The 19,796-nt window shown below is 44.8% G+C and carries 20 protein-coding genes; 11 read left to right on the plus strand and 9 right to left on the minus strand.

Features of this window, described 5'->3' with window-relative positions:
- Entirely contained in the window at positions 1-567 is a 567-nt protein-coding gene (locus tag ACIFSR_RS21545; protein ID WP_339204523.1) for a TetR/AcrR family transcriptional regulator, read from the plus strand.
- 63 nt (positions 568-630) lie between these two features.
- On the opposite strand, the gene ACIFSR_RS21550 is transcribed toward ACIFSR_RS21545, so the two are convergent.
- The 6 genes from ACIFSR_RS21550 to ACIFSR_RS21575 form a co-directional block, all read right to left on the minus strand.
- Positions 631-1,311: a class I SAM-dependent methyltransferase gene (locus ACIFSR_RS21550; protein ID WP_339204522.1), complete on the minus strand. Its 681-nt coding sequence runs from the start codon at positions 1,309-1,311 to the stop codon at positions 631-633.
- Positions 1,312-1,359: 48 nt separating this feature from the next.
- Positions 1,360-1,911 (minus strand): glutathione peroxidase, encoded by a 552-nt coding sequence (locus ACIFSR_RS21555; protein WP_339204521.1) that lies wholly within the window; start codon positions 1,909-1,911, stop codon positions 1,360-1,362.
- A gap of 237 nt (positions 1,912-2,148) precedes the next feature.
- A complete protein-coding gene (locus ACIFSR_RS21560) occupies positions 2,149-2,583 on the minus strand; it encodes a collagen-like protein (protein ID WP_339204520.1) in 435 nt (144 codons plus the stop codon).
- A gap of 116 nt (positions 2,584-2,699) precedes the next feature.
- Positions 2,700-2,984 (minus strand): DUF4183 domain-containing protein, encoded by a 285-nt coding sequence (locus ACIFSR_RS21565; RefSeq protein WP_076267468.1) that lies wholly within the window; start codon positions 2,982-2,984, stop codon positions 2,700-2,702.
- 83 nt (positions 2,985-3,067) lie between these two features.
- Complete coding sequence (locus tag ACIFSR_RS21570) at positions 3,068-3,670, minus strand: DUF4183 domain-containing protein (RefSeq protein ID WP_339204519.1); 603 nt, start codon at positions 3,668-3,670, stop codon at positions 3,068-3,070.
- A gap of 225 nt (positions 3,671-3,895) precedes the next feature.
- Positions 3,896-4,786: an ROK family protein gene (locus ACIFSR_RS21575; RefSeq protein ID WP_339204518.1), complete on the minus strand. Its 891-nt coding sequence runs from the start codon at positions 4,784-4,786 to the stop codon at positions 3,896-3,898.
- Positions 4,787-5,040: 254 nt separating this feature from the next.
- Here ACIFSR_RS21575 and ACIFSR_RS21580 point away from each other — a divergent pair, with 254 nt between their 5' ends.
- From ACIFSR_RS21580 to ACIFSR_RS21625, 10 genes are all read left to right on the plus strand, one after another.
- Complete coding sequence (locus ACIFSR_RS21580; RefSeq protein ID WP_430059838.1) at positions 5,041-6,291, plus strand: MFS transporter; 1,251 nt, start codon at positions 5,041-5,043, stop codon at positions 6,289-6,291.
- Between the two features lie 97 nt (positions 6,292-6,388).
- The gene (locus tag ACIFSR_RS21585) at positions 6,389-7,048 is read left to right on the plus strand and encodes a hypothetical protein (protein ID WP_430059840.1); all 660 of its coding nucleotides are present in this window, start codon (positions 6,389-6,391) and stop codon (positions 7,046-7,048) included.
- A 591-nt stretch (positions 7,049-7,639) separates the two neighbouring features.
- Positions 7,640-8,926, plus strand: a complete 1,287-nt coding sequence (locus ACIFSR_RS21590) for an ABC transporter substrate-binding protein (RefSeq protein ID WP_339204515.1) — start codon at positions 7,640-7,642, stop codon at positions 8,924-8,926.
- Positions 8,927-9,031: 105 nt separating this feature from the next.
- Positions 9,032-9,313 carry a hypothetical protein gene (locus ACIFSR_RS21595; RefSeq protein WP_430059842.1) on the plus strand — a complete coding sequence of 94 codons (282 nt, stop codon included), beginning with the start codon at positions 9,032-9,034 and terminating at the stop codon, positions 9,311-9,313.
- Between the two features lie 6 nt (positions 9,314-9,319).
- A complete protein-coding gene (locus ACIFSR_RS21600; RefSeq protein WP_430059844.1) occupies positions 9,320-9,928 on the plus strand; it encodes a carbohydrate ABC transporter permease in 609 nt (202 codons plus the stop codon).
- Positions 9,929-10,762: a carbohydrate ABC transporter permease gene (locus ACIFSR_RS21605; RefSeq protein ID WP_339204513.1), complete on the plus strand. Its 834-nt coding sequence runs from the start codon at positions 9,929-9,931 to the stop codon at positions 10,760-10,762. It abuts the gene before it with no gap.
- Positions 10,763-10,846: 84 nt separating this feature from the next.
- Positions 10,847-12,598 (plus strand): family 43 glycosylhydrolase, encoded by a 1,752-nt coding sequence (locus tag ACIFSR_RS21610; RefSeq protein ID WP_430059846.1) that lies wholly within the window; start codon positions 10,847-10,849, stop codon positions 12,596-12,598.
- A 30-nt stretch (positions 12,599-12,628) separates the two neighbouring features.
- The gene (locus ACIFSR_RS21615) at positions 12,629-13,933 is read left to right on the plus strand and encodes an ABC transporter substrate-binding protein (protein WP_430059848.1); all 1,305 of its coding nucleotides are present in this window, start codon (positions 12,629-12,631) and stop codon (positions 13,931-13,933) included.
- A 10-nt stretch (positions 13,934-13,943) separates the two neighbouring features.
- The gene (locus ACIFSR_RS21620; RefSeq protein WP_430059850.1) at positions 13,944-15,767 is read left to right on the plus strand and encodes a cache domain-containing sensor histidine kinase; all 1,824 of its coding nucleotides are present in this window, start codon (positions 13,944-13,946) and stop codon (positions 15,765-15,767) included.
- Positions 15,760-17,385, plus strand: coding sequence for a response regulator (locus ACIFSR_RS21625; RefSeq protein ID WP_430059852.1), 1,626 nt, complete (start codon positions 15,760-15,762; stop codon positions 17,383-17,385). The genes ACIFSR_RS21620 and ACIFSR_RS21625 overlap by 8 nt, the downstream gene beginning before the upstream one ends.
- Before the next feature lie 3 nt (positions 17,386-17,388).
- Here the strand turns inward: ACIFSR_RS21625 and ACIFSR_RS21630 are convergent, their stop codons facing one another.
- The 3 genes from ACIFSR_RS21630 to ACIFSR_RS21640 form a co-directional block, all read right to left on the minus strand.
- Complete coding sequence (locus ACIFSR_RS21630; protein ID WP_430059854.1) at positions 17,389-18,288, minus strand: ArsR/SmtB family transcription factor; 900 nt, start codon at positions 18,286-18,288, stop codon at positions 17,389-17,391.
- A 180-nt stretch (positions 18,289-18,468) separates the two neighbouring features.
- The gene (locus tag ACIFSR_RS21635; RefSeq protein ID WP_053372108.1) at positions 18,469-18,696 is read right to left on the minus strand and encodes a hypothetical protein; all 228 of its coding nucleotides are present in this window, start codon (positions 18,694-18,696) and stop codon (positions 18,469-18,471) included.
- 140 nt (positions 18,697-18,836) lie between these two features.
- Positions 18,837-19,748, minus strand: a complete 912-nt coding sequence (locus tag ACIFSR_RS21640) for an AraC family transcriptional regulator (RefSeq protein ID WP_076267480.1) — start codon at positions 19,746-19,748, stop codon at positions 18,837-18,839.
- Positions 19,749-19,796: the final 48 nt, after the last annotated feature.

Consider the following 19,796-nt stretch of genomic DNA (forward strand, 5'->3'; position numbering starts at 1 on the left):
ATGTCACCTAGAAGAGGGCTTGATTTGGCGACTATTGTAGAGGAAGCAGCTGCCATAGCAGATGAGCTAGGCATCGAAGAGGTTACGCTGGCGACGCTTGCCAAGAAGCTTGGCGTGCGTTCTCCTTCATTATATAACCATGTGGATGGATTAAACGCTTTGCGCATCCAGCTGGCTATCTACGGTTTACAGAAGCTGCTTGCAGCGATAAATGAATCGTTACAAAATAAAGAAGGCGATGAAGCGGTTCATGCCATTGCTTCTGCCTACATTTCTTTTGCAAGAAAACATCCAGGCGTGTATGAGCTGACGCTGCGCTCGCCAGATGCGGATGAAGCAGAATATGCAGCAATTGGAGAGCAGCTTGTGGATTTGCTCGTTAAGACGCTAAGCTATTATGAACTTGGGTATGAGAAGGCCATTCACAGTGTACGGGGATTGCGCAGCTTGCTGCACGGATTCGCTTCGATTGAACAAAAGAATGGATTTGGCATGCCGCAGGCTATCGACGAAAGCTTAAAAATTGTCATCCAAACGTATTTGAACGGTCTCCGTGTTAAATCATGATAGAAAAGAAGCAGGAGCCAGAGATGCTTAATGGAGTGCCTTGGCTCCCGCTACGATAGTAATTTAAGGTTTGTTAGCTTTCCAAATATATTTGTATTCTTTTACGCCTAGTTTTCCATTAATTTGATTCTCTGCAACTTTGGCGTCGAAATCCTTGCTTAATGAAGGATCGGTATAGTCAGGATTCCCGGGAATGCCTGTGAGAAACTTAGCAAATTCAATTGTGTCTGGAAAATAGAAAACAGCTTGATCAAACTCTTCAATTTGAATATTTATAAATCCATTACTGTGTAATCTTTCTTTGACCATTTCTAGCGCGCCTGAGTGTATACCAAATATCGTACCTCCCGAGCGTAGTATTCTGCTATGATTCAAAATGGACGTTGGTCCGCGCCTATCGTAAATAAAATCAAATTGCCCGTCGGTGAATGGCAAATCGGTTTTTGTAGTCGCGTAAATAAATGATATATTATGAGCTTGGCTCTCATCTTTCATGGAGTTGGCAATCTTAATCATTTCAATTGAATTATCAAATCCAACAATCGACTTAGCATGACGTGACATTTTTAGTGTAAAATCTCCGTGTCCGCAACCCGCATCAAGAACCGTATCAAATGCAGGCAGCATTTCAACCAATCTTTCTTCAAATAATTGCTCAGCTGAAATGCCTTCGATCGTAAATACCGCATTGCTTCGATATCCGCCATTTTTTCGTGCAATTCGATCGTACCATTCTATCCCCATCCGTTTATCCTCCTAGACTTTCCGAATATGTTCTCACTGGCTTACTCCTTAGGTACATAGAAGCGATATGATGGCAGGCTCAATAGCGATGGGCTCTATCGTGGATTCGAATCTTTCTTGAACAAATCCGTCGCGATTAATTAAAAACTTGGAAAAATTCCACTTGATCCCGTCCCCAGCATATATTTCTGGGTATTTCTCCTGCAGGAACTGCTGCATCCATTGTCCGCTCGCAGTCTCTGTGTCGAAGCCTTGGAACGGAGCTTGCTGCGTCAGATATTGAAATAATGGAAGAGCTGATGCTCCTCTCACATTCGTTTTCTCAAACAGCGGGAACGTAACTTTGTAGTTGACCTCGCAAAATTGCTTCACTTCCGAATTGCTGCCTGGCTCTTTCTCGTTGAATTGGTTGCTAGGAAAAGCGAGAATTTCGAATCCTTGTTCCTGATATTTTTCGTATAACACCTGCAGATCATTGAATTGACGTGAATAACTGCATTTGCTTGCCGTGTTGACGATCAAGATAACTTTTCCACGGTAGGATGACAGCTTTACTGTTTCTCCGAAAATGGAGATCGCTTGAAAATTATAAATCGACATGTGGTTAACCTCCCCTGTGTTACTGATTTATTTTTTCCTCAATAACTGCGTAATATGGAAACCATTTGTATGATTCAATCTATCATATAGCCAAATATTTTATTGGTCTAATATATAAAGAAAATAAGCGTTATAGGCAAATGCTATAAATAGTCGATGCCATTAGCAAAAATTATAAAGTTAATTTATTTTGCAGGAAAGAAAAATCCACATCCTCGTGAGGTTGTGGATTAGAAATCAACTTAATTTTTTGATTATAACAGAAGCATTTACATTTGTTTGAGTGCCACCGGTCAGAGTTTGCAGCGTAACGGCAGCAGTTGAACTATGATTTCGCAGTGTGAGAATACTTCCAGCCGCTAGAGCCATAATAGACTGCCCATTATTTTGCTGAGTACCAGCTCCTGAACCATATATGGATCCTGTAACTAGCGTACCATTTGAGAATAAGGCGAATTGATTCGGTTCTACTCCCGGCACTGAAAAAGTAACTTCATAATTTCCAGGGGTGGAAACGGTAATCTGACTGGTTCCAGGGGAATGCGTAATAACGGGTGTGAAAATAACACTTGTATCAAAAATAATATCTGCCTCCACAGGAACAGTTTGAGCGCTGATATTATAAATATATCCGGAACCTATTGGGGGAGAAATAGGGTAAATGATCGGCATTCATATTCAACTCCTTATTTATGATTAGAAGCTATGTAAGGAATTAATAACCTCTAATGAAAAATAATGCCGACAATATAAAAAAAGTATTGTCGGCACCAAGTCAACAAATTAGGTTAGTTTACAACAAATTCGATTACAATTGGAGTCAAAGGATCGAGTGTATCACCGTCTGGTATGGTAATAGCAGTAGTCGTAACTGTTGATGTGTCTGCAGTTTGAATCTGTGCATTAATATAAAGATTGTAGTAGGCGGGAGCAGTTGGAAATGCTGTTGCAGCTGTACCGGTGTCATTCGTTGTTGCTGTTGCAAGAATATTATACGCAGCACCGACTCCAGTTCCGTCCCCTGCTGTGGCACTAAATCTTCTGGCAGCCATGAATGGTTTTGTGATTGGCACTTATATCACCTCTCTTCTCTCTACTAACTTATGCTAGTAATCGAAAAAGGGAAGGTCTGAATCGCGGAGTTTAATAGATTGAACTAAGGAACAACTATAGCCGAGAATGTAACGGTTTCGAGAATGATTGGTGTACCCGAATAAATAGTTTGATTATCGAGACTAATGTTCAAATTATTATCATTAATGATATACAAACCGCTTGCTTGCAGTATCCCATTAATATAGAGGTTGCTATAGCTATTTGGACCATTGCCTACAAAAGCAGTTATGAAAACTCCCTCATCGTTTGTAAAATCATCAGCTGGAATAGTGAATGGGGATTCGGCATCTGAGGTCATCTTATAAAAAAATCTTTGGGCAGCTGGTAAAATGAGAATAGAAGGGACGATAATAGATCCCGATTCTCCTTGAGGCCCTTGAGGTCCTTGGGCACCTTGAAGACCTTGAGGTCCCTGAGGTCCCTGAGGTCCTTGAGCACCTTGAAGACCTTGAAGACCTTGTCTGCCTTGAGGTCCAGAAGGCCCTTGCGAACCTTGTGACCCTCGAAATTCTTGTGAGTCATGTTGATAAGCAGCATGAGGTTTCTTCTTGAAATTAATGATCTTTTTGTGCTTTTTCTTTCTTTTTATTGGGCATATACGAATTGTTTTCTTCTTTGTTGCGAGTGGATTTCCCAAGCTCATTCATACCTCCCTAATTATTAAACTATATAGGGTATGATATGACGCTATCGAACTGCGGTATGGACTAAACGTCCATTACAATTAGGCTGTAAACTATTTTAATGAAAATAGGTAACGGAGTAACCAAAAGTTCAAATATAACTCTATTCATTCATCACGCAAAAAAGGAGCTGCTGTACAAGGCTTATAGCCTCGAACAGCAGCTCCTTCTCTATTTTCAACCGCTTAGTAAGCTTGTTGAATTAATGCGGCAGCGCCGATTAGTCCAGCGTCCTGCTGAAGCTTCGCGGGTACGATAGCCGTTTCCCTGCCTGATGGGTTAAGCGCGTTTTTGGAAACATAGTCTCTAACGGCTGCAAAAAGTGGTTCGCCTACTTGTGATACGCCGCCGCCGATAACGATTTTGTTCGGATCAAGAATATTGATTAGCGATACACAGCCCATACCGATTGTTTTGAATACACGGTTAACCAGCTCGGACATTTGGGGGTCGCCTTGCGCCGCCAGCTCAAATGCTTCTTTGGAAGAAACGTCTCGGCCGAGCAGCTCCGTCGCTTGACGGGCAACGGCTGTACCGGAAGCAACGACTTCCCATGGCGTACCGGCTTGATCCATAATCATAAAGCCAGCATCGCCGGCATTTCCTGTTGATCCAGTAAGCAGCTTGCCATGCATAAAGATGCCGGCGCCAATGCCTGTGCTTATCGTAATAAAGATGAAATGCTCGGAATCCTGTGCAGCGCCGACCCATTTCTCAGCAAGGGCAGCAGCGGTTGCATCATTCTCCATCTTAATCGGAAGCGGCAGATGGGCTTGCAATGCCTCTACAACGGGGAAACCCCACCAGCTTTTTAAGTTTGGAGGACAAGTCAGCTCACCCTTGATCGTATTAAGCGGGCCGGGCGCGCCTACGCCGACTCCTTTAAGCGTCTCTAGTGATAGCCCATTTTGCTCGGCCAGCTGCTTTACCGCGTCTGCAACCTGCGCAAGCATGTCTGCGGGCGTGATCTGCAGATTAGTTTTTAATGAACCTTTCGCTATAACGTTTCCTTGCTCGTCTACGAAGCCAAATGCTATTTTTGTTCCACCAATATCAATTCCTACTGCAATACTCACGTAATACCCTCCAATGATATGAAAATGACTGTGAACCTTTGAGAAAAAGTCTATCATACTACAGGAATATTAGAAAGAACCGAACGTATCAGTGCCATTTGGAAGCGCATGCTTTTTTGATCAACTAATGCTGTACAAAAAGTGAGGAGTGTAGTAATATCCAATCGAATGAAGTGCTTGAGAGAGGATCCTTTGCAGCGCAAGGGGTCCTCCGTGCGTATATCATCAACCTAGAGAAGAAGGTAGCTGCCCAAATGGAATCCGAGGCCAAGGAAAGTTCGCGAATCATGAAGTTCGGTATGCCAATGACTGCAAATGTATGGAGAAATGCCCGCATCGATTTAGGTGCGTCCTGTCTTTTTAGCTTATTTAATGTCGTAATGAACCAGTTCTATGTAGCATTCGCGATTCAACAAGGAGCAAGCAATTTTCAAGTTGGATTATTGTCAGCAGCACCTGCCGTTGGTTTATTGTTTTCACCATTTTGGGCGTCTTGGATTGAGAAAGCGAATAACCCAAAACCGTTCGTCGTCATTCCTAATGCCATCGGCAGATTACTGCTGCTGTTGCCGGCTTTTTTCGCTTATCCATCCTTGTATGTAGTGGCTGCGCTTGTATTTCAGCTGTTAATGGGCGTTCAGGCTCCTGCGTATGCGGCATTAGTATCGCGTATGTATCCTTCTGATTTGCGCGGAAGACTAATGGGGTATGTGCGGGTGGCAATGGGGATTATTATGATCCCGCTTGCTTACTTTGTTGGCAGCTGGTCGGATGCCTTTGGGCCGTCAGGTCCACTCATTGCAGCTTCCATTGCGGGTTTTCTCTCTATAAGTCTATTTAATACACTGAAGCTGCCTGTACAGAAAGCTCCTGATAAACCTGCTTCTCTGAAAAAAACGAGCCGGTTCCCGCTTCAGGAGCAGTGGAAGCTTATTAAAGAAAATCGAACGTTAGCTGTTTTTTTAGCTGCGACTACACTTACCGGGTTTGGCAATATGTTTGCAAATCCGTTGTATCAAATTATACAGGTAGATGTGCTTCAGCTTTCCAATTTGCAAATTGGTTATGCTCGTGTCGCTTATTTTACAGCGCTGCTGCTTACGTTCTGGATAGCGGGCTGGATGATCGATCGCATCGATATTAAATATACGCTGTTATGCGGCATTGCAGCTTACGCTATAGTGCCGATGTTATATGGACTTTGGGGCAGCTATGCTGCGGTCATAACCGGCAATGCGATACAAGGAATCGGGGAAGCGATTTGGGATATCGGCATATTAGCATTTGTCTTCCGACTGGCGCCTGGCCGGGAAGCAATGGTTTTCGGACTGCATTTGATGCTTTTTGGCATTCGAGGAACGATTGGGCCGACTTTAAGCACATCGCTTTCGCATAGTGTATCTCTGTCGCTGCTGCTGGTTATTGCTTCTATATGTGGATGGATTGGTACGTTTCTATTTATATCAGGCAATTGGAAGCGGAATCCGCTTACTCAAAAAGGTTAATTTTCGCTTCAGTTTCCGTTCATCTCATGTTCATAATCGAATGCTAGAATGTTTTGAATAGAAGCTATTCATTACATATTCGTAGGAGATGAACGATATGAACAAATGGAAAGTGATGCTTAGCGCTGTTGTTATCGCTGCTGCTTTGGCAGGCTGCGGAGCTCAGGACGAACAGGTATCATCCGATCAGCAAGTGGATGCTCAGGGCAAAGTACAGCGGAATGGAGCCAGAGCGGGCATGGGGCAGATGGGGGCTCAAGCGGATTTGATGGGTAAAGTGAAATCGGTGGATGGCCAAACGATCACCCTCTACAAATCGGCTATGGGACAAGGCGGTCCGTCGCAAGGGGATGGAACGGGCAATATGCCTGGAGCGGGCGAGGGGCAGCAGCCTCCAGAAGGCGCTGAACTTCCAGCAGAAGGTGAGGCTCCGCAACCACCTGCTGGTGATGGAACGGCTTCAGAGGGTGGCGGCAGGATGAATATGGACGCTATGTTCTCAGAGGAGACGGTGGACATTCAGGTGACTGATACGACTAAAATTATGACAGTCACCTTCGAGAATGAACAAATGGTAGAGAAAGAAATAGCGCTGGCAGATCTAAAAGCCGATGATATTTTGTCTATTATGCTAACTGACGATACGCAGATTGCAGAATCCATTACTGTTCGCACGGGAGGTATTGGTGGTTTTGGCGGAGGCGCTGGCGGCGGAAGACAGCCAAGGCAGCAGGAGCAGCAGACAACAACGCAATAGCTATCTGTCCTCGTATCCGCCTGCGGCGGTACGAATAACACAAATAGCAATGCAGCAACTAATGCACCCTCCGAAAGCGAAGCACCTGCAGCGTTAATGCTAATTTAGTCGTTCCACCAACATTAGAAGTAGGCGATCTCAAAACTAGTCTGCTCGCTGGTTTCTCTAACGAACTGTATTATGCTTATGATGCAGAAAAGGGCTTTTCTTTCATTTTAACGAACCGTAGTAACGTTATATTATGGTTTACAGGGTATCATGAGCTGCTTTCTTCGAAATAACGATTCTGGAGTTCATTAGAATGTTAATCCATTAAGAATGCTTTAAATAAGGCTTATTCGGTTCATAAGCTATAAGTATAATAAGGGGAGGACATCATCGTTCTTCCTAAGTCCCTTCCTATTATTAGGTCAACCAGAGCTTACTGGTTGGCCTTTTTTTGCTGTGTACACACATTCGGTAGCTGCAGCTATCCAAAAATATGTCCATATCATCTATAAATGCGGCATATGTTTGCTCTGCCCCTCCGCTTATGATGAAACCACGGAAGACACCAAGTCTATCCAATATCATTTTTAGGGGGACAAAAAAATGAGTAAAGCACGCAATAAGTTTTCAATGCTGCTTCTGATGGTCACAATCATTGCGCTGGTTGCAGCTGGCTGCAGCGGCAATAAGGATGGCGGAGAGAAGCCAGCAGACGGCGGTAAAAGCGCCGGCAGCGGCAAAAAGACAGAAATTTTGTTCTGGTCACCATTCTCTGGTTCGGATGGCCCGTTCATGAAAAAAATCGTAGACAAATATAACGGCTCGCAAGATCAATATAAAGTGAATTTCGTTATTCAGCCAAACGGCGAATATTACAAGCAATTGGACGTAGCGCTAAGCACAGGCAAAGAAAGCCCGGACATGATGATTATGCACGTTGACCAAGTACCAACTTACGCCAGCAAAGATCAATTGCAGCCGATCGATGAGATTGCATCGGGTGCAGGCATCAATAAAGCGGACTTTGCAGATGCAGCAACGACGTATTCGACGCTCGATGGCAAGTGGTTTTCCATTCCGCTTGATATCCATCCGCTTGTGATGTATTACAACAAGGATTTGTTCGATAAAGCGGGCATTTCTGCGGCTCCAACGAACCGTACAGAGTTTGATGATGCCGTTCAGAAGCTGACGGACAAAGAAAAAGGCGTTTACGGTTATGTTGTTCCAACCTTGTGGCCGCAGCAGTTCATTTTCCCAACACTAGTATGGCAAAATGGCGGCGAGCTTTGGAACGGAACAGACGTAGCCTACAACTCTCCGGAAGCGGTTGAAATGGTTCAATGGCTGCGCGGCATGGTGGATAACGGCGTTTCGCCTGGGAATGTTCAACAAGACGGCGAAAATACATTGTTCCTGCAAGGAAAAAATGCGATCCAATTCAACGGCCCGTGGATGAAATCACAATTTGATGAAGCAGGATTAAATTATGGCGTTGCGCCTGTTCCACAAATCGGTAAAGCGAAGCAAGCGGTATTCGCAGGCTCCCATGGCTTCGTTATTCCAAAAAGCGTAACGGATGCAGCCAAAACAGCAGGTATCGGCGATTTCTTGAAATACGTATCCACAAATTCCATGGACTGGGCGGAATCCGGTCAAGCGCTGGCATCGAAACCAATGCTTGAGAGTGACGCGTTTAAAGCGCTAACGTTCCAAAACAATGTAGCATCGGCATTTTCTTATGTGCAATTTGCGCCAAATGTATTGAACTGGGGCACGATCTCTGAGCCAATCTGGGGCGAGCTGAACAATGCATTGCTTGGCAAAAAAGATGCACAAAAGGCTCTTGATGATGCGGCAGCCAAATCGAAGCAAGCAATGAAAAAATAAATAATCGTAAGCAGCGAGGAGGATGGGAATAGCAGAGTCCGTTCCCATCTTCTAAGCTGCGATTGCTTGTGCTAGAAAATATGGAAAGCGTCAGGGGGACTCCGATTGAAAACGACATTTGCATCACGATTCACTTCTTTTTTATTCGTACTGCCATACTTAGCAGCGTTCAGTATTTTTTTGCTGTTCCCGATTCTGTACGGCGTATATATAAGCCTTCAAAATTTCGAGCTGCTATCGAAGGAACATGAATTTGTTGGACTTGCCAACTACATCAAAATTTTCACGCCAGGCACGTATCTCAACGATATTTTTTTTAGAGGGTTGTGGGTAACCGCTCAGTTTGTCTTATTTTCCGTTCCACTCTTAATTATTGTTGGCTTGTAATTAGCGATGCTGGTTAATGCGCTGCCTGCCAAAATACGCGGTTTGTTTCGTACCTTTTATTTTCTTCCGTACGCGTTGTCAGCTTCCGTTATGGCGGTCATTTGGCTGATGATGTTCGATACGAATGCCGGTTTTCTCAATAGTATGCTTGCGAAGCTTGGCATCAACAGCATTCCTTGGCTAACGGATACGCCATGGGCATGGATCTCGCTTATTGTGACGACGCTTTGGTGGACAATTGGCTTCAATATGATTATTTTTATTAATGCACTGAATGAAGTGCCAGAGGATTTCTATGAAGCTGCTTCGATAGATGGGGCAAATGCATGGAATAAATTTACGAAAATAACGCTACCGTCGATTCGTCCGGTTATGCTGTTCATTATGATTACATCGACGATTGCTTCCTTTAATATTTATGCGCAGCCTTATTTATTGACACGCGGCGGACCCGGCGATACGACGAAGGTGCTGCTCATCAATGTGCTGGATCAAGCCTTTTTACGCAAAGAAGTAGGTTCAGCTTCAGCGATGGCGATCGTTATGGCACTGCTCATTATTATTATATCCATCGTACAGTTCAAGCTGACGAGCGGCAGAAAGGGAGAGGTTTAAATGGTAAAGACAAGAAAGTTATGGCTTATCGTGCTTGCCATAATCATTGCGGTATTTTTCCTCCTCCCGCTCGTTTGGATGATTTCAACATCGTTTAAAAATGATTTCGAAGCATTGTCTGGGAAAATGAACTTTTTTCCGATAAAACCAACGATCGATAACTTCGTACTAGGCTTGACCGGTGAATTAATGAACGTACCCATTACGCGCTGGATTGTTAACTCCTTGTCGGTTGGGCTCATTGGCACCATTCTCGTACTCATTATCGATTCTATGGCGGCTTACGCATTGGCGAGATTAAACGATTTGCCGCTTCGCAGAATTATGCTTTCCTTATTTATCGCTTCACTTATGATTCCTGGCGTGCTCACGTTTCTGCCCATGTATTTGGAATTTAATGCCCTCAATTTAATCAATACGTATCCCGCACTGATTTTGCCGGCAACAGCGGGAGCGTTTGGCGTCTTTTTGCTCTATCAGTTTTTCGCTTCTTTTCCAAAGGAAATCGAAGAAGCGGCGCGAATTGACGGAGCGAACAAGTGGCAAATTTATGCTCGTATTTTATTGCCATCCGCCGTTTCTATTATGGTGACATTAGCCATCTTCACTTTTATGGGGATCTATAACGATTTTGTATGGCCGCTTTATGCGACAACATCACCAGAGATGCGCACGATCACGGCGGGCATAGCGATGATGGCAACAGGAAGCTATACCCAAAGCTACGGCAAGCTTATGGCGATGACGACAGTCGCAACGCTGCCAGTCGTTATTGTGTTCATTCTTGGACAGCGTTCCTTTGTGAGAGCTATCACACAATCGGCAGTGAAATAATCAATGATTACGCCGATATGGCAAGGAGAAGAGACCGATAAGGTCTCTTTCTGTCCATGTTGGCGAGTAAGCGGAGGGAATGGCATGAAACTTAATCGTACGCGTATAACTCTGATCGCATCTATGATTGCGGTAATTATTATTATTTTGGGGGCTTGGATCGTGAATAAAATGAATCATGACACTACGGCTGCGGGAGCTTATAATGGGCATGGTGGAACGTTCAAAAATACGTTAGCATCTATGGACACACCAGATCCGAGCATCATTTATGTCAATGGATTTTATTATATGACGTTTACGCATAACGGAACGGATATTATGATTATGAAATCGCGATCGCTCGACTTCAATCAGGCAGAGCGGAAGGTGGTATGGTACCCGGCTGTAGATACGATGTATTCGGCAAATTTGTGGGCACCGGAAATTCAATATATTCAAGGAAAGTTTTATATCTATTTTGCAGCAGATAACGGTGAAAATGAAAACCATCGCATGTATGCTCTCGAAGCGGAGACCAGCGATCCGATGGGCAGCTATGCGTTTAAAGGTCAAGTGACGGATTCGACAAACAAATGGGCTATTGACGGCCTCGCGCTTGAGCATGAGGGCCAGCTGTATTTTGTATGGTCGGGCTGGGAAGGCGATTTAAATGTACAACAAAATACGTACATTGCACCGATGAGCAATCCTTACACGATAAGTGGACCGCGAGTATTGCTTAGCGAGCCGGATTTGGAATGGGAGAGAGCAGGCGGACCTCCGTTCATTAATGAGGGCCAAGCGATTTTGAAAAAAGACGGCCGTGTATGGATTGCTTATTCTGGTGCGGGCAGCTGGACACCGTTCTATAGCATCGGTTTATTGTCACTAGAGCTGGGAGCAGATCCACTTGATCCGGCGAAATGGACAAAAGCTGAGCAGCCGCTTATGCAAATGGATGGAGACGCTGAGGTTTACGGTCCTGGACACAATACGTTTGTTGCCTCGCCAGACGGAACTGAGGATTGGATCGTCTATCATGCAACAAGCGGTCAAGGGGACGGCTGGAATAATCGGAAGGCGCGTGCCCAGCGGATTGAATGGGGGAAGGATGGTTTGCCTGTCTTTGGTTCTCCATTATCGCTTACTACACCAATTGAAGTACCAGCGGGCACAGGATTAATCCGCGCAGAGCATGCAGCAGCTGCTGATAAAGATAACTTAGCTTTCAGCGGAATATCCTCGTCACTTGATACGGATGCCCCATTATTAGTCCATTACACAAACGATACGGAAACAGAGCAGCGTATTCAGATCAATGTGAATGATGCGGTTGGTGCAGAAATTATACTTCCACCTACTAAGCCAAATGAAGTGGGATATGTATATGCTTCAATTGCGCTGAACGAAGGGCAAAACAACCTTTCTTTTATAGGAAATCAGGCAGCTGATCTGATCTCGGCGATTGAAATTCCACGTTTTGAAGCGGAGTACGCGCAGTTCTCATCAGACAGTGAGCTTATTGAAAGCTCGACAAAATTGAATGGCCGTTCTGTTCAATTGGCAGAGGGTGATAAGGACGCGATTCGATTTGATCATGTTAGAGTTCCGATGGATGGGAAATATGCTCTACATTTAAGTGTGGCAAATGGAACAGGAAGCAAGCAGATGCTGGAGCTGAAGGTTAATGGTGGACGTGTACAAAAGATAAGCATTCCCGCAAGCGAGTCAGATGCAGTGCAGCAGATAACCGTAAGCGTAAAGCTGAAAATGGATGACAATGCTTTGCAATTTGGAAATGCGACCGGGCCGCTTGAAATCGATTATATCGATGTTGTAGCCGATAAAAACTAACTAACAACTCAGGCAACGGAGGCGCTAAACATGAATATAAAAAAATGGAGCGCGCAGTGGGTCTCCTATACACTAATCGGTCTCCTGGTCATTGCCTTGACAAGCTGCGCCTCCGAGCAAGAAGCAGATCAGAAGAATGAAGAGACGAAGCCTGAGGCTATAAGGCTTGAGTACTGGACGCCGTTTAGCGGCGGCGACAATCAGTTTATGACGGAAATGGTCACACGATTTAATGAAGAGAATCCGACGATTAACGTTGTGCAAGTAAACTCTCGATTGGATGACTATTACACGAGGCTAAAAACGGCGATAATGTCTGGCAATGCGCCGGAGCTTGCGATTTTGCATCAGACAAGTTTGCCGCAGTTCGTTCAGAACGGTTATATCGAGAATTTGACAGAACCTGCGAAGCAGATCGGGCTGGACTGGTCGGGCTTTAATCGCAATATTCTTGATTCTACCATGTATGACGGAATCCCTTACGCCGTGCCGCTTGATACGCATGCGCTTGTTATGTTTTACAATAAAACCTATTTGCGTAAAGCGAGTCTAATTGATGAGGCGGATAAGCCGTTAATAGGGGTAGGAGCTGCGGGATTTGAAGCTTTCCTGCAGAAGCTTAAGTCTTCGATTCCAGCTGACATTGCGCCGATGGCTCAGCCGAGTACTCGGATTGATTCCGTTTGGCTTTGGTGGAGCCTTTATAACCAAATAGACGGCGGGGGCAGCTTCTATAATGAGGATGCAAGTGCTGCCGTATTCAACAATCCGCAAGCGCTGCAAGCACTAAGCTATATGAATGATTTGTACAAGAAAGAGCTTATTCCGCCTGATATTAATGATGCATTCAAGCTTTTTTATGATGGAAAAGCTGCGGTGCTAATTACAGGGATGTGGGGAACGGGTGCATTTGAGAAAGCAAAAAATTTGGACTTTGGTGTAATTCCAATGCCTGCGCTGTTCGACCGCGCTGCGGTATGGGGGGATTCGCACACCATTGCCATACCGACCAAGCATGGGATGACGGATGAGAAGAAGCGAGCGGCGCTTACTTTTGTTAAATGGTGTGTAGAAAATGGTGCGATGTGGGCGGAAGCGGGCCATGTGCCAAGCATGACAAAGGTCGTTGCCAGCGAACCGTTTAACAGCTTGAATTACAGAAGCTCCTATGCAGCTTCCGCAAACTATGTAGCTTATTGGCCGCGTCATGTCCGGCAATGGTCGATCGTTGAAATTTTAATTCAAGAATTTGAAAAAATGAATTATTCGGAGCAAACGCCTGAGGAAACGCTGCAAGCAGCCGTGAAAAGGGTGAACATCGAGCTGAGGAAGTAAGGAGATAGCTATGAAGCGGGTACTCGCGGTGATTGGGTGGTTCAAAAATCAGGAGCTGGCACGAAAGCTCATCCTCATAAACTTTATACTCATCGTGCTTCCACTCAGCGTTATGGGGTATTTCGCCTTCACTCGGTTTGCTTCGACGCTTGAGCAGAAGGTCGGCGACTATCAACTGCAGACCATGAAGCAGCTGACGCTAAATCTGGATACTTATATGGCAGAGTTAGATCGTTTGACGCTTATGCCCTATCAATATGAGCAAATTACAGCTTTTCTAGAGAGCAACCGTGAGCAGGGTCAGGCTTTAACACTGGAAGAGATTAAGCAATTAAACAGCTTTGTCTCCCAAGTATTTCTGAACGGCCGCATCGATATTGTAGGCGTCTCGTTATTTGGGGAAAGCGGTGCATCCTATGTTGTACTGCCGGAAAGCCAATATGTCACGACGTATCGACTAGATGAGAATGCGCAGTGGCTCCAAAACGAGAAGAACGGCAATGGACAATCCATTTTTATTACAACCCACAATATTCAGACTACCAGCGGTACGGTATACCCCGTGTTCTCTATTGCAAGGGAGCTGCGCAGCTTTGATAGCGGGAAAAAGCTTGGTTATATCGTTATTGATGTAGATCCAACGGTTATTCATAAGATGATATCGCAGGTTACGCTCGGAACGAAGGAAGCTTTATATATTATGGATCAAGACGGTGGAGTCGTTGTCGGTAAAAATCGAACGATGCCGCAAGAGGCTTTGGGAGGCCTTTATAAGGATAAAGCGCCGGAAGGGGTTACACATGCTGCACTTAACGGAGAGCGGCAGCTCGTTTCTTACGTGACGTCATCGATCACCAATTGGACGACAGTTGGAATCGTTCCGGTGTCGGAGCTGATGAAGGACAGTTTAATTATGCGGAATTCTATTATTCTGTTTGGTGTCATCTGTATGGGCCTTGCTATGCTTATGTCGGTATTCCTTGCGTTTCGAATAACAGAGCCGCTGCGGGGTTTGATTAGGCTCATGCGCAAGGTGGAACGCGGCGATCTTCTCGTATCCTTTCCCGTCAAGCAATGGGATGAAGTTGGCCATTTGGGCAAAGCGTTCAATACGATGGTATCCAAGCTAAGCGAGCTTGGTTACTTGCTTTATGAGACAGAGATTCGCGAGAAGGATGCGCAGATTGCGGCTTTGCAAAGCAAAATCAATCCGCATTTTTTGTATAATACGCTTGGATCGATCAGTATGTATGCAGAAGTCGACGGCAATCAAGAGGTTGTCAAAATGACGAATAATTTAAGCAGGCTGCTGCGTTACAGCTTGAGCAGCCAGAAAGAACATGTCAACCTTGAGGATGAGCTGGGACATGTCTTGGGTTACATGACGATTCAAAAAATGCGCTATGAGGATCGGATCGATTTTCGATTAGACCGAGACGAAGCTTCTTTGACCTGTACGGTCATTCCCTTAATTATTCAACCGATTGTCGAGAACGCCATTAACCATGGCATCGATCAGGGTGTGGGCAATGGGCGAATTACATTAACCTGCAAAATTGAAGAAAACGTGCTGCGTATTGTTATTGAAGACGATGGCATTGGAATGACGGAGGAGCAGCTCGCGGATATTCGCCGTCGGCTGCAGCATTCGAAGGATTTAGGAGGCAGCTCCGGCAATGGATTATTAAATGTCCATCGCAGAATTGTTCTTCATTATGGTGAATCGTATGGTTTAATGCTGGAGAGCATGCCATATCAAGGCTTGAAAGTAACGATGACTTTTCCTGCTGTATTTGAGAAGCCTGATCAAATGAAAGGGGATGCTCATGCCTAGAATCGTTATTGTAGATGATGAATCGATATTTCGAAAAGGCTTGCGCAAAATGATAATAGAACTCGACCCGGAATGGGAGGTCGTTGGTGAAGCGCGGGATGGTTATGAAGCATTGCAGCTGGTGGAGGAGCTTGAGCCAGAAGCTATTCTGACGGATATTCGGATGCCTCGCATGGATGGCATTCAATTGCAGCAGATGATGAAGGAGCGTTTTCCGCATGTGTTATGCGTCGTAATTAGCGGTTTTGATGATTTTGTCTATATTCAGCAATCGATGAGGCAAGGCGCGAAGGATTATATGATGAAGCCGATTGAGCGCGAAGAGCTGGATAAGGTGCTTCAAATGCTTAAAGAGAAAGTGCAGCTTAGCCAAGCGATTCCCGTCAGCAACCCCCATCGTGATGAGCACCGGATTAGGCAGCATGTCAGTGAACATCTGTTAACCGGCCTTCTGAAGGGCAGCGTAAATGAAGCGGATTTGGAGCTGCTTCGGACCATTGGGATTGACTTTCATCAACCTTTCTTCACATGCATGGTTGTGAAATTAGACAAAAATTCAATCGGCAGTGAGCGGTATAATCAAGCTGATCCTTCTTTGTTTCAATTATATATTCAACAGCTCGTGCAAGAAGTGCTGAGCAGGAGAACAAATGGCTTTTGTTTCATCATGTCGGAGACAGAAGTAGCGGCGCTGTTAAATATTGAGGACAGCGACCAAGTGATGGCTGCCGTGCGGGAAATAGGCGAGACGATTCGCAGACAAATTACAAGCTTGTCGAATATGACGGTCACGATCGGCATAGGCCAGGTGGCAAAAGGCTTTAAATCGATATCCGATGCGTACAACGAAGCGGAAATTGCTTTGCTTCACAGGCTCATCGTTGGCGGAGATAAAGTGTTAGTCTACAGTGATTTAGGTACGGATGACCGTTTCAAAGGTGAGCTGAAAACATGGTCGTGGGAGAAGCTGGATCTGGCCATGAATGAGGGGAAGCTGGAACAGGTCGCGGCGGCAGCCCATGCTTTCGTTAGTGAGCTTTGCCTTGATGCCAAAACGCCGGAAACCGTGCATCAGCAGCTGTGCAAGCTGCTCATTCATTATTATGAAGCAGCAGGGCGGCTGCGGCTAACGAAGCAGTGGCTGGGCATGAAGGATATGAAAACCGTTCTATTTGATATTTGCTCGATCTCTTCCAGAGAAGAGCTTATGGATGCATGCTCACAGCTGCTCGTTCGTTTAGCCTTATGTATCGCTGAGAGTACGGCGCAGCCTGAGCATGATCCCATTGAAAAATCGATTCGATATATTGAACAGCATTATTCCAAGGCGCTGACGCTTAAAGAGGTAGCCGATTCCGTCTATTTAAATGCAGCATATTTCAGCACCTTGTTCAAGAAGCAAACCGGGAAATCCTTCGTTGAGCGGCTTACTGAGATTCGAATCTTTGAAGCGAAGCGGCAAATGGTTCAAACCGATAATAAAATTGCTACGATAGCTGAACACACGGGCTTCACGAATATCCGCCATTTTAACCGTGTGTTTCGCAATGAAACCGGTATGTCGCCAAAGGAATACCGTGAAGATATCCATATCAAACCGAATGTTATGCAGAACTAGCTGCTAGTAGGCGACGTAAACTTGGATGTCCTGATCATAATTACCGAATTGTTTGCCGAACATGCTTAATCCTCCGCTGTGGGTTGCCGTCTCCGGCGCACATATACGGAATCTGATGTCGTCGCCAAAGCCAACATCAAGATCCGTTATCGTCCGATCAGACATCCGAATGCCATCGATGAAGGAGCCTCCTGAGTCGATGGTTATTTGTTTCAGCAAGCCATGCTGAGTCCCCAAATCCCACCAGCTAGGCGTATACACACCCTTTACTGCACCGAAGTCTCCTGGACAAGTCCATACTCCGAGCAAGCTGTCATTAATATAAAAGGAAAGATCGGAAGGCCAGTTCTCGTTGTAATGCGGTGCCTCCGAGCATATTTCAAGCGATATGGAAATGCTTTTTGCCGATTGTTTCCCTACTAAATAATTAGGAATGCGATATTCAATATAGCCGCTTCCGAACCACAGATGGCATGCCTTCACATGCTCAGGATCGGAGAAGTAGCGCGGGTCATCCACCATGCCGATAATTTTGGTGTCCGATGTCAGTCCGCAAGTAGGTTTTACTTCATAAGAGGAATATTGACCAATTGGAATGGATACGGCATACCTGTTTTGAATGGTTTGCTCCTTCACACGAAATTGCAGCGTAGCAGAATCGAGTGTGAGATGGCACACCTTCTGGCGGCCTCTCGTGCTGGGCACACTTTCTGTCGTAATAATGGATGCTTCTTCTAGCTTCTGAATATGTTTAGTCACAATGGCTGACGAAATGCCTAGCGCTTCAGCTATTTCTTTAATGTTCATTGGTTTAATATTTAATAATTCAATGATCTTCACTCTTGTGTCCGATGCAAAGCATTCAAGAAATTTGATATTGCGGCTGTTAACCTCTATGTTCATCGATTGATCCTCATTCCGTTATGTTTGCTAACATTATATAATCCGAAAGTTAATTACACAACTCAAATGTTTACTAATTAAAACGTTTGAACGTTGTAAACAAAAGAAGAGGGTGTCCTAATGGCCTGTATAGACCAAAAGGATCACCCTCTTCGTATTTCGGTATATGGGAAGTCTAGATTAATATAGGGAAATGGTTAGAGTGTCACGTTCGAAATAAGAATGAAGCGTTGCCTCACTGCCTACAATTTCTACGCTAATTAGCGATTTGATACATGTTTTAAGTGCGTTTTTGCCTGTTGTCAGTTTACGGTTAAGTACTGCGGTCAATTTCTCAATGGCTTGCTTATTTGTATCTGTTAAATAGACAGGTATCGTTTTATTTTGGAACATCAGCATCGTTTTCATAGTATGGACCTCCATCCCGCGAAGGATTTTTTTTTATAGTGTAACGTACAATTATTAAATAATTCTTAAAATTCGGTGAGTATTTGGTTACAAAGCTGTAACTTTTGAGTAAATGACCAAATCATACACGTTTTTTCTTATTATGGACGACGATCCGACGATTCAAGCTGTTTTTTGCGAAACTGGGAAGGCGTGCATTTCATCATTTTGCGAAAAACTTTGACGAAATAACTAATATGATCGAATCCTACATCAAGCGCTACAGCTGCTATTTTGAGCTCTGGCTTCAGAAGCAGCTCCGTTGCTTGTCTAATTCGATAAGCATTCAAATACTCAATTGGCGTTTGTCTGGTCATCGTCTTGAAGAAGCGGCAAAACTGACCTTCGCTCATCGGAATTTGATCAGCAATTTCTGCGATCCGTATAGGGCGCTGGAAATGATTTTGCATATAAACAATAGCGGTCTTCAGTCTATCAATTTTTGTAGAGTCGGCATTGCTTGTTTCACTTCTGTTGCAAAATTTGCTTTGCGCGGCAATTTCATGAAGCATTAAATAAAAGTGACCCTTCACCGCGGTCTCATGACCAGGCTTCTGACTTTGACATACATTCATAATGCATTGCAAATGCTGAAGCAGCGCGATTTCCCATTCTGTTTTTGGCTGAATATGTCTAGGAAACGTCTTTTTCTTGTCCTGAAGCGGTGAAATAAATCGTTCCTGTACGGCATCATAGCTGGCACTGGCGAGCAAATGAGTGTCGAACACAATGGCGCAAAAAGAACAGGCAGTATCACCTTGTGCATGTCCAGCATGAATGTCGCCACCGTCTATAAAAACAGCTTCGCCTGCTTTTACTATGAAATAATCGGTATCAACCTGGAACAGCACTTCACCTTCAAGCACATAAAAAAACTCCGCTTCAGCATGCCAATGACAATCCAGAACGGGGACGCCAGCCTCTTCATGTTCAATCCAGTAGGCGGCAAGCGGGAACATATTGTCGCCATGCAGCCGGTCTTCTTTTAAGGCGTGCCTAGTTGTTTGATCCATTTTGAGAGGCCTCCTGTGCTTGATGCGAGTTTGTTGCCATTCCATAGA

This window comes from Paenibacillus sp. NRS-1760 (genome assembly GCF_050467785.1).
Lineage (GTDB): Bacteria > Bacillota > Bacilli > Paenibacillales > Paenibacillaceae > Pristimantibacillus.

Excerpts from the sequence above, each read along its gene's own strand:
- ACIFSR_RS21545 (WP_339204523.1), top strand. The coding sequence starts at position 1 with ATGTCACCTAGAAGAGGGCTTGATTTGGCGACTATTGTAGAGGAAGCA.
- ACIFSR_RS21550 (WP_339204522.1), bottom strand. The coding sequence starts at position 1,311 with ATGGGGATAGAATGGTACGATCGAATTGCACGAAAAAATGGCGGATAT.
- ACIFSR_RS21555 (WP_339204521.1), bottom strand. The coding sequence starts at position 1,911 with ATGTCGATTTATAATTTTCAAGCGATCTCCATTTTCGGAGAAACAGTA.
- ACIFSR_RS21560 (WP_339204520.1), bottom strand. The coding sequence starts at position 2,583 with ATGCCGATCATTTACCCTATTTCTCCCCCAATAGGTTCCGGATATATT.
- ACIFSR_RS21570 (WP_339204519.1), bottom strand. The coding sequence starts at position 3,670 with ATGAGCTTGGGAAATCCACTCGCAACAAAGAAGAAAACAATTCGTATA.
- ACIFSR_RS21580 (WP_430059838.1), top strand. The coding sequence starts at position 5,041 with ATGGAATCCGAGGCCAAGGAAAGTTCGCGAATCATGAAGTTCGGTATG.
- ACIFSR_RS21585 (WP_430059840.1), top strand. The coding sequence starts at position 6,389 with ATGAACAAATGGAAAGTGATGCTTAGCGCTGTTGTTATCGCTGCTGCT.
- ACIFSR_RS21590 (WP_339204515.1), top strand. The coding sequence starts at position 7,640 with ATGAGTAAAGCACGCAATAAGTTTTCAATGCTGCTTCTGATGGTCACA.
- ACIFSR_RS21600 (WP_430059844.1), top strand. The coding sequence starts at position 9,320 with ATGCTGGTTAATGCGCTGCCTGCCAAAATACGCGGTTTGTTTCGTACC.
- ACIFSR_RS21605 (WP_339204513.1), top strand. The coding sequence starts at position 9,929 with ATGGTAAAGACAAGAAAGTTATGGCTTATCGTGCTTGCCATAATCATT.
- ACIFSR_RS21610 (WP_430059846.1), top strand. The coding sequence starts at position 10,847 with ATGAAACTTAATCGTACGCGTATAACTCTGATCGCATCTATGATTGCG.
- ACIFSR_RS21615 (WP_430059848.1), top strand. The coding sequence starts at position 12,629 with ATGAATATAAAAAAATGGAGCGCGCAGTGGGTCTCCTATACACTAATC.
- ACIFSR_RS21620 (WP_430059850.1), top strand. The coding sequence starts at position 13,944 with ATGAAGCGGGTACTCGCGGTGATTGGGTGGTTCAAAAATCAGGAGCTG.
- ACIFSR_RS21625 (WP_430059852.1), top strand. The coding sequence starts at position 15,760 with ATGCCTAGAATCGTTATTGTAGATGATGAATCGATATTTCGAAAAGGC.
- ACIFSR_RS21630 (WP_430059854.1), bottom strand. The coding sequence starts at position 18,288 with ATGAACATAGAGGTTAACAGCCGCAATATCAAATTTCTTGAATGCTTT.
- ACIFSR_RS21635 (WP_053372108.1), bottom strand. The coding sequence starts at position 18,696 with ATGAAAACGATGCTGATGTTCCAAAATAAAACGATACCTGTCTATTTA.
- ACIFSR_RS21640 (WP_076267480.1), bottom strand. The coding sequence starts at position 19,748 with ATGGATCAAACAACTAGGCACGCCTTAAAAGAAGACCGGCTGCATGGC.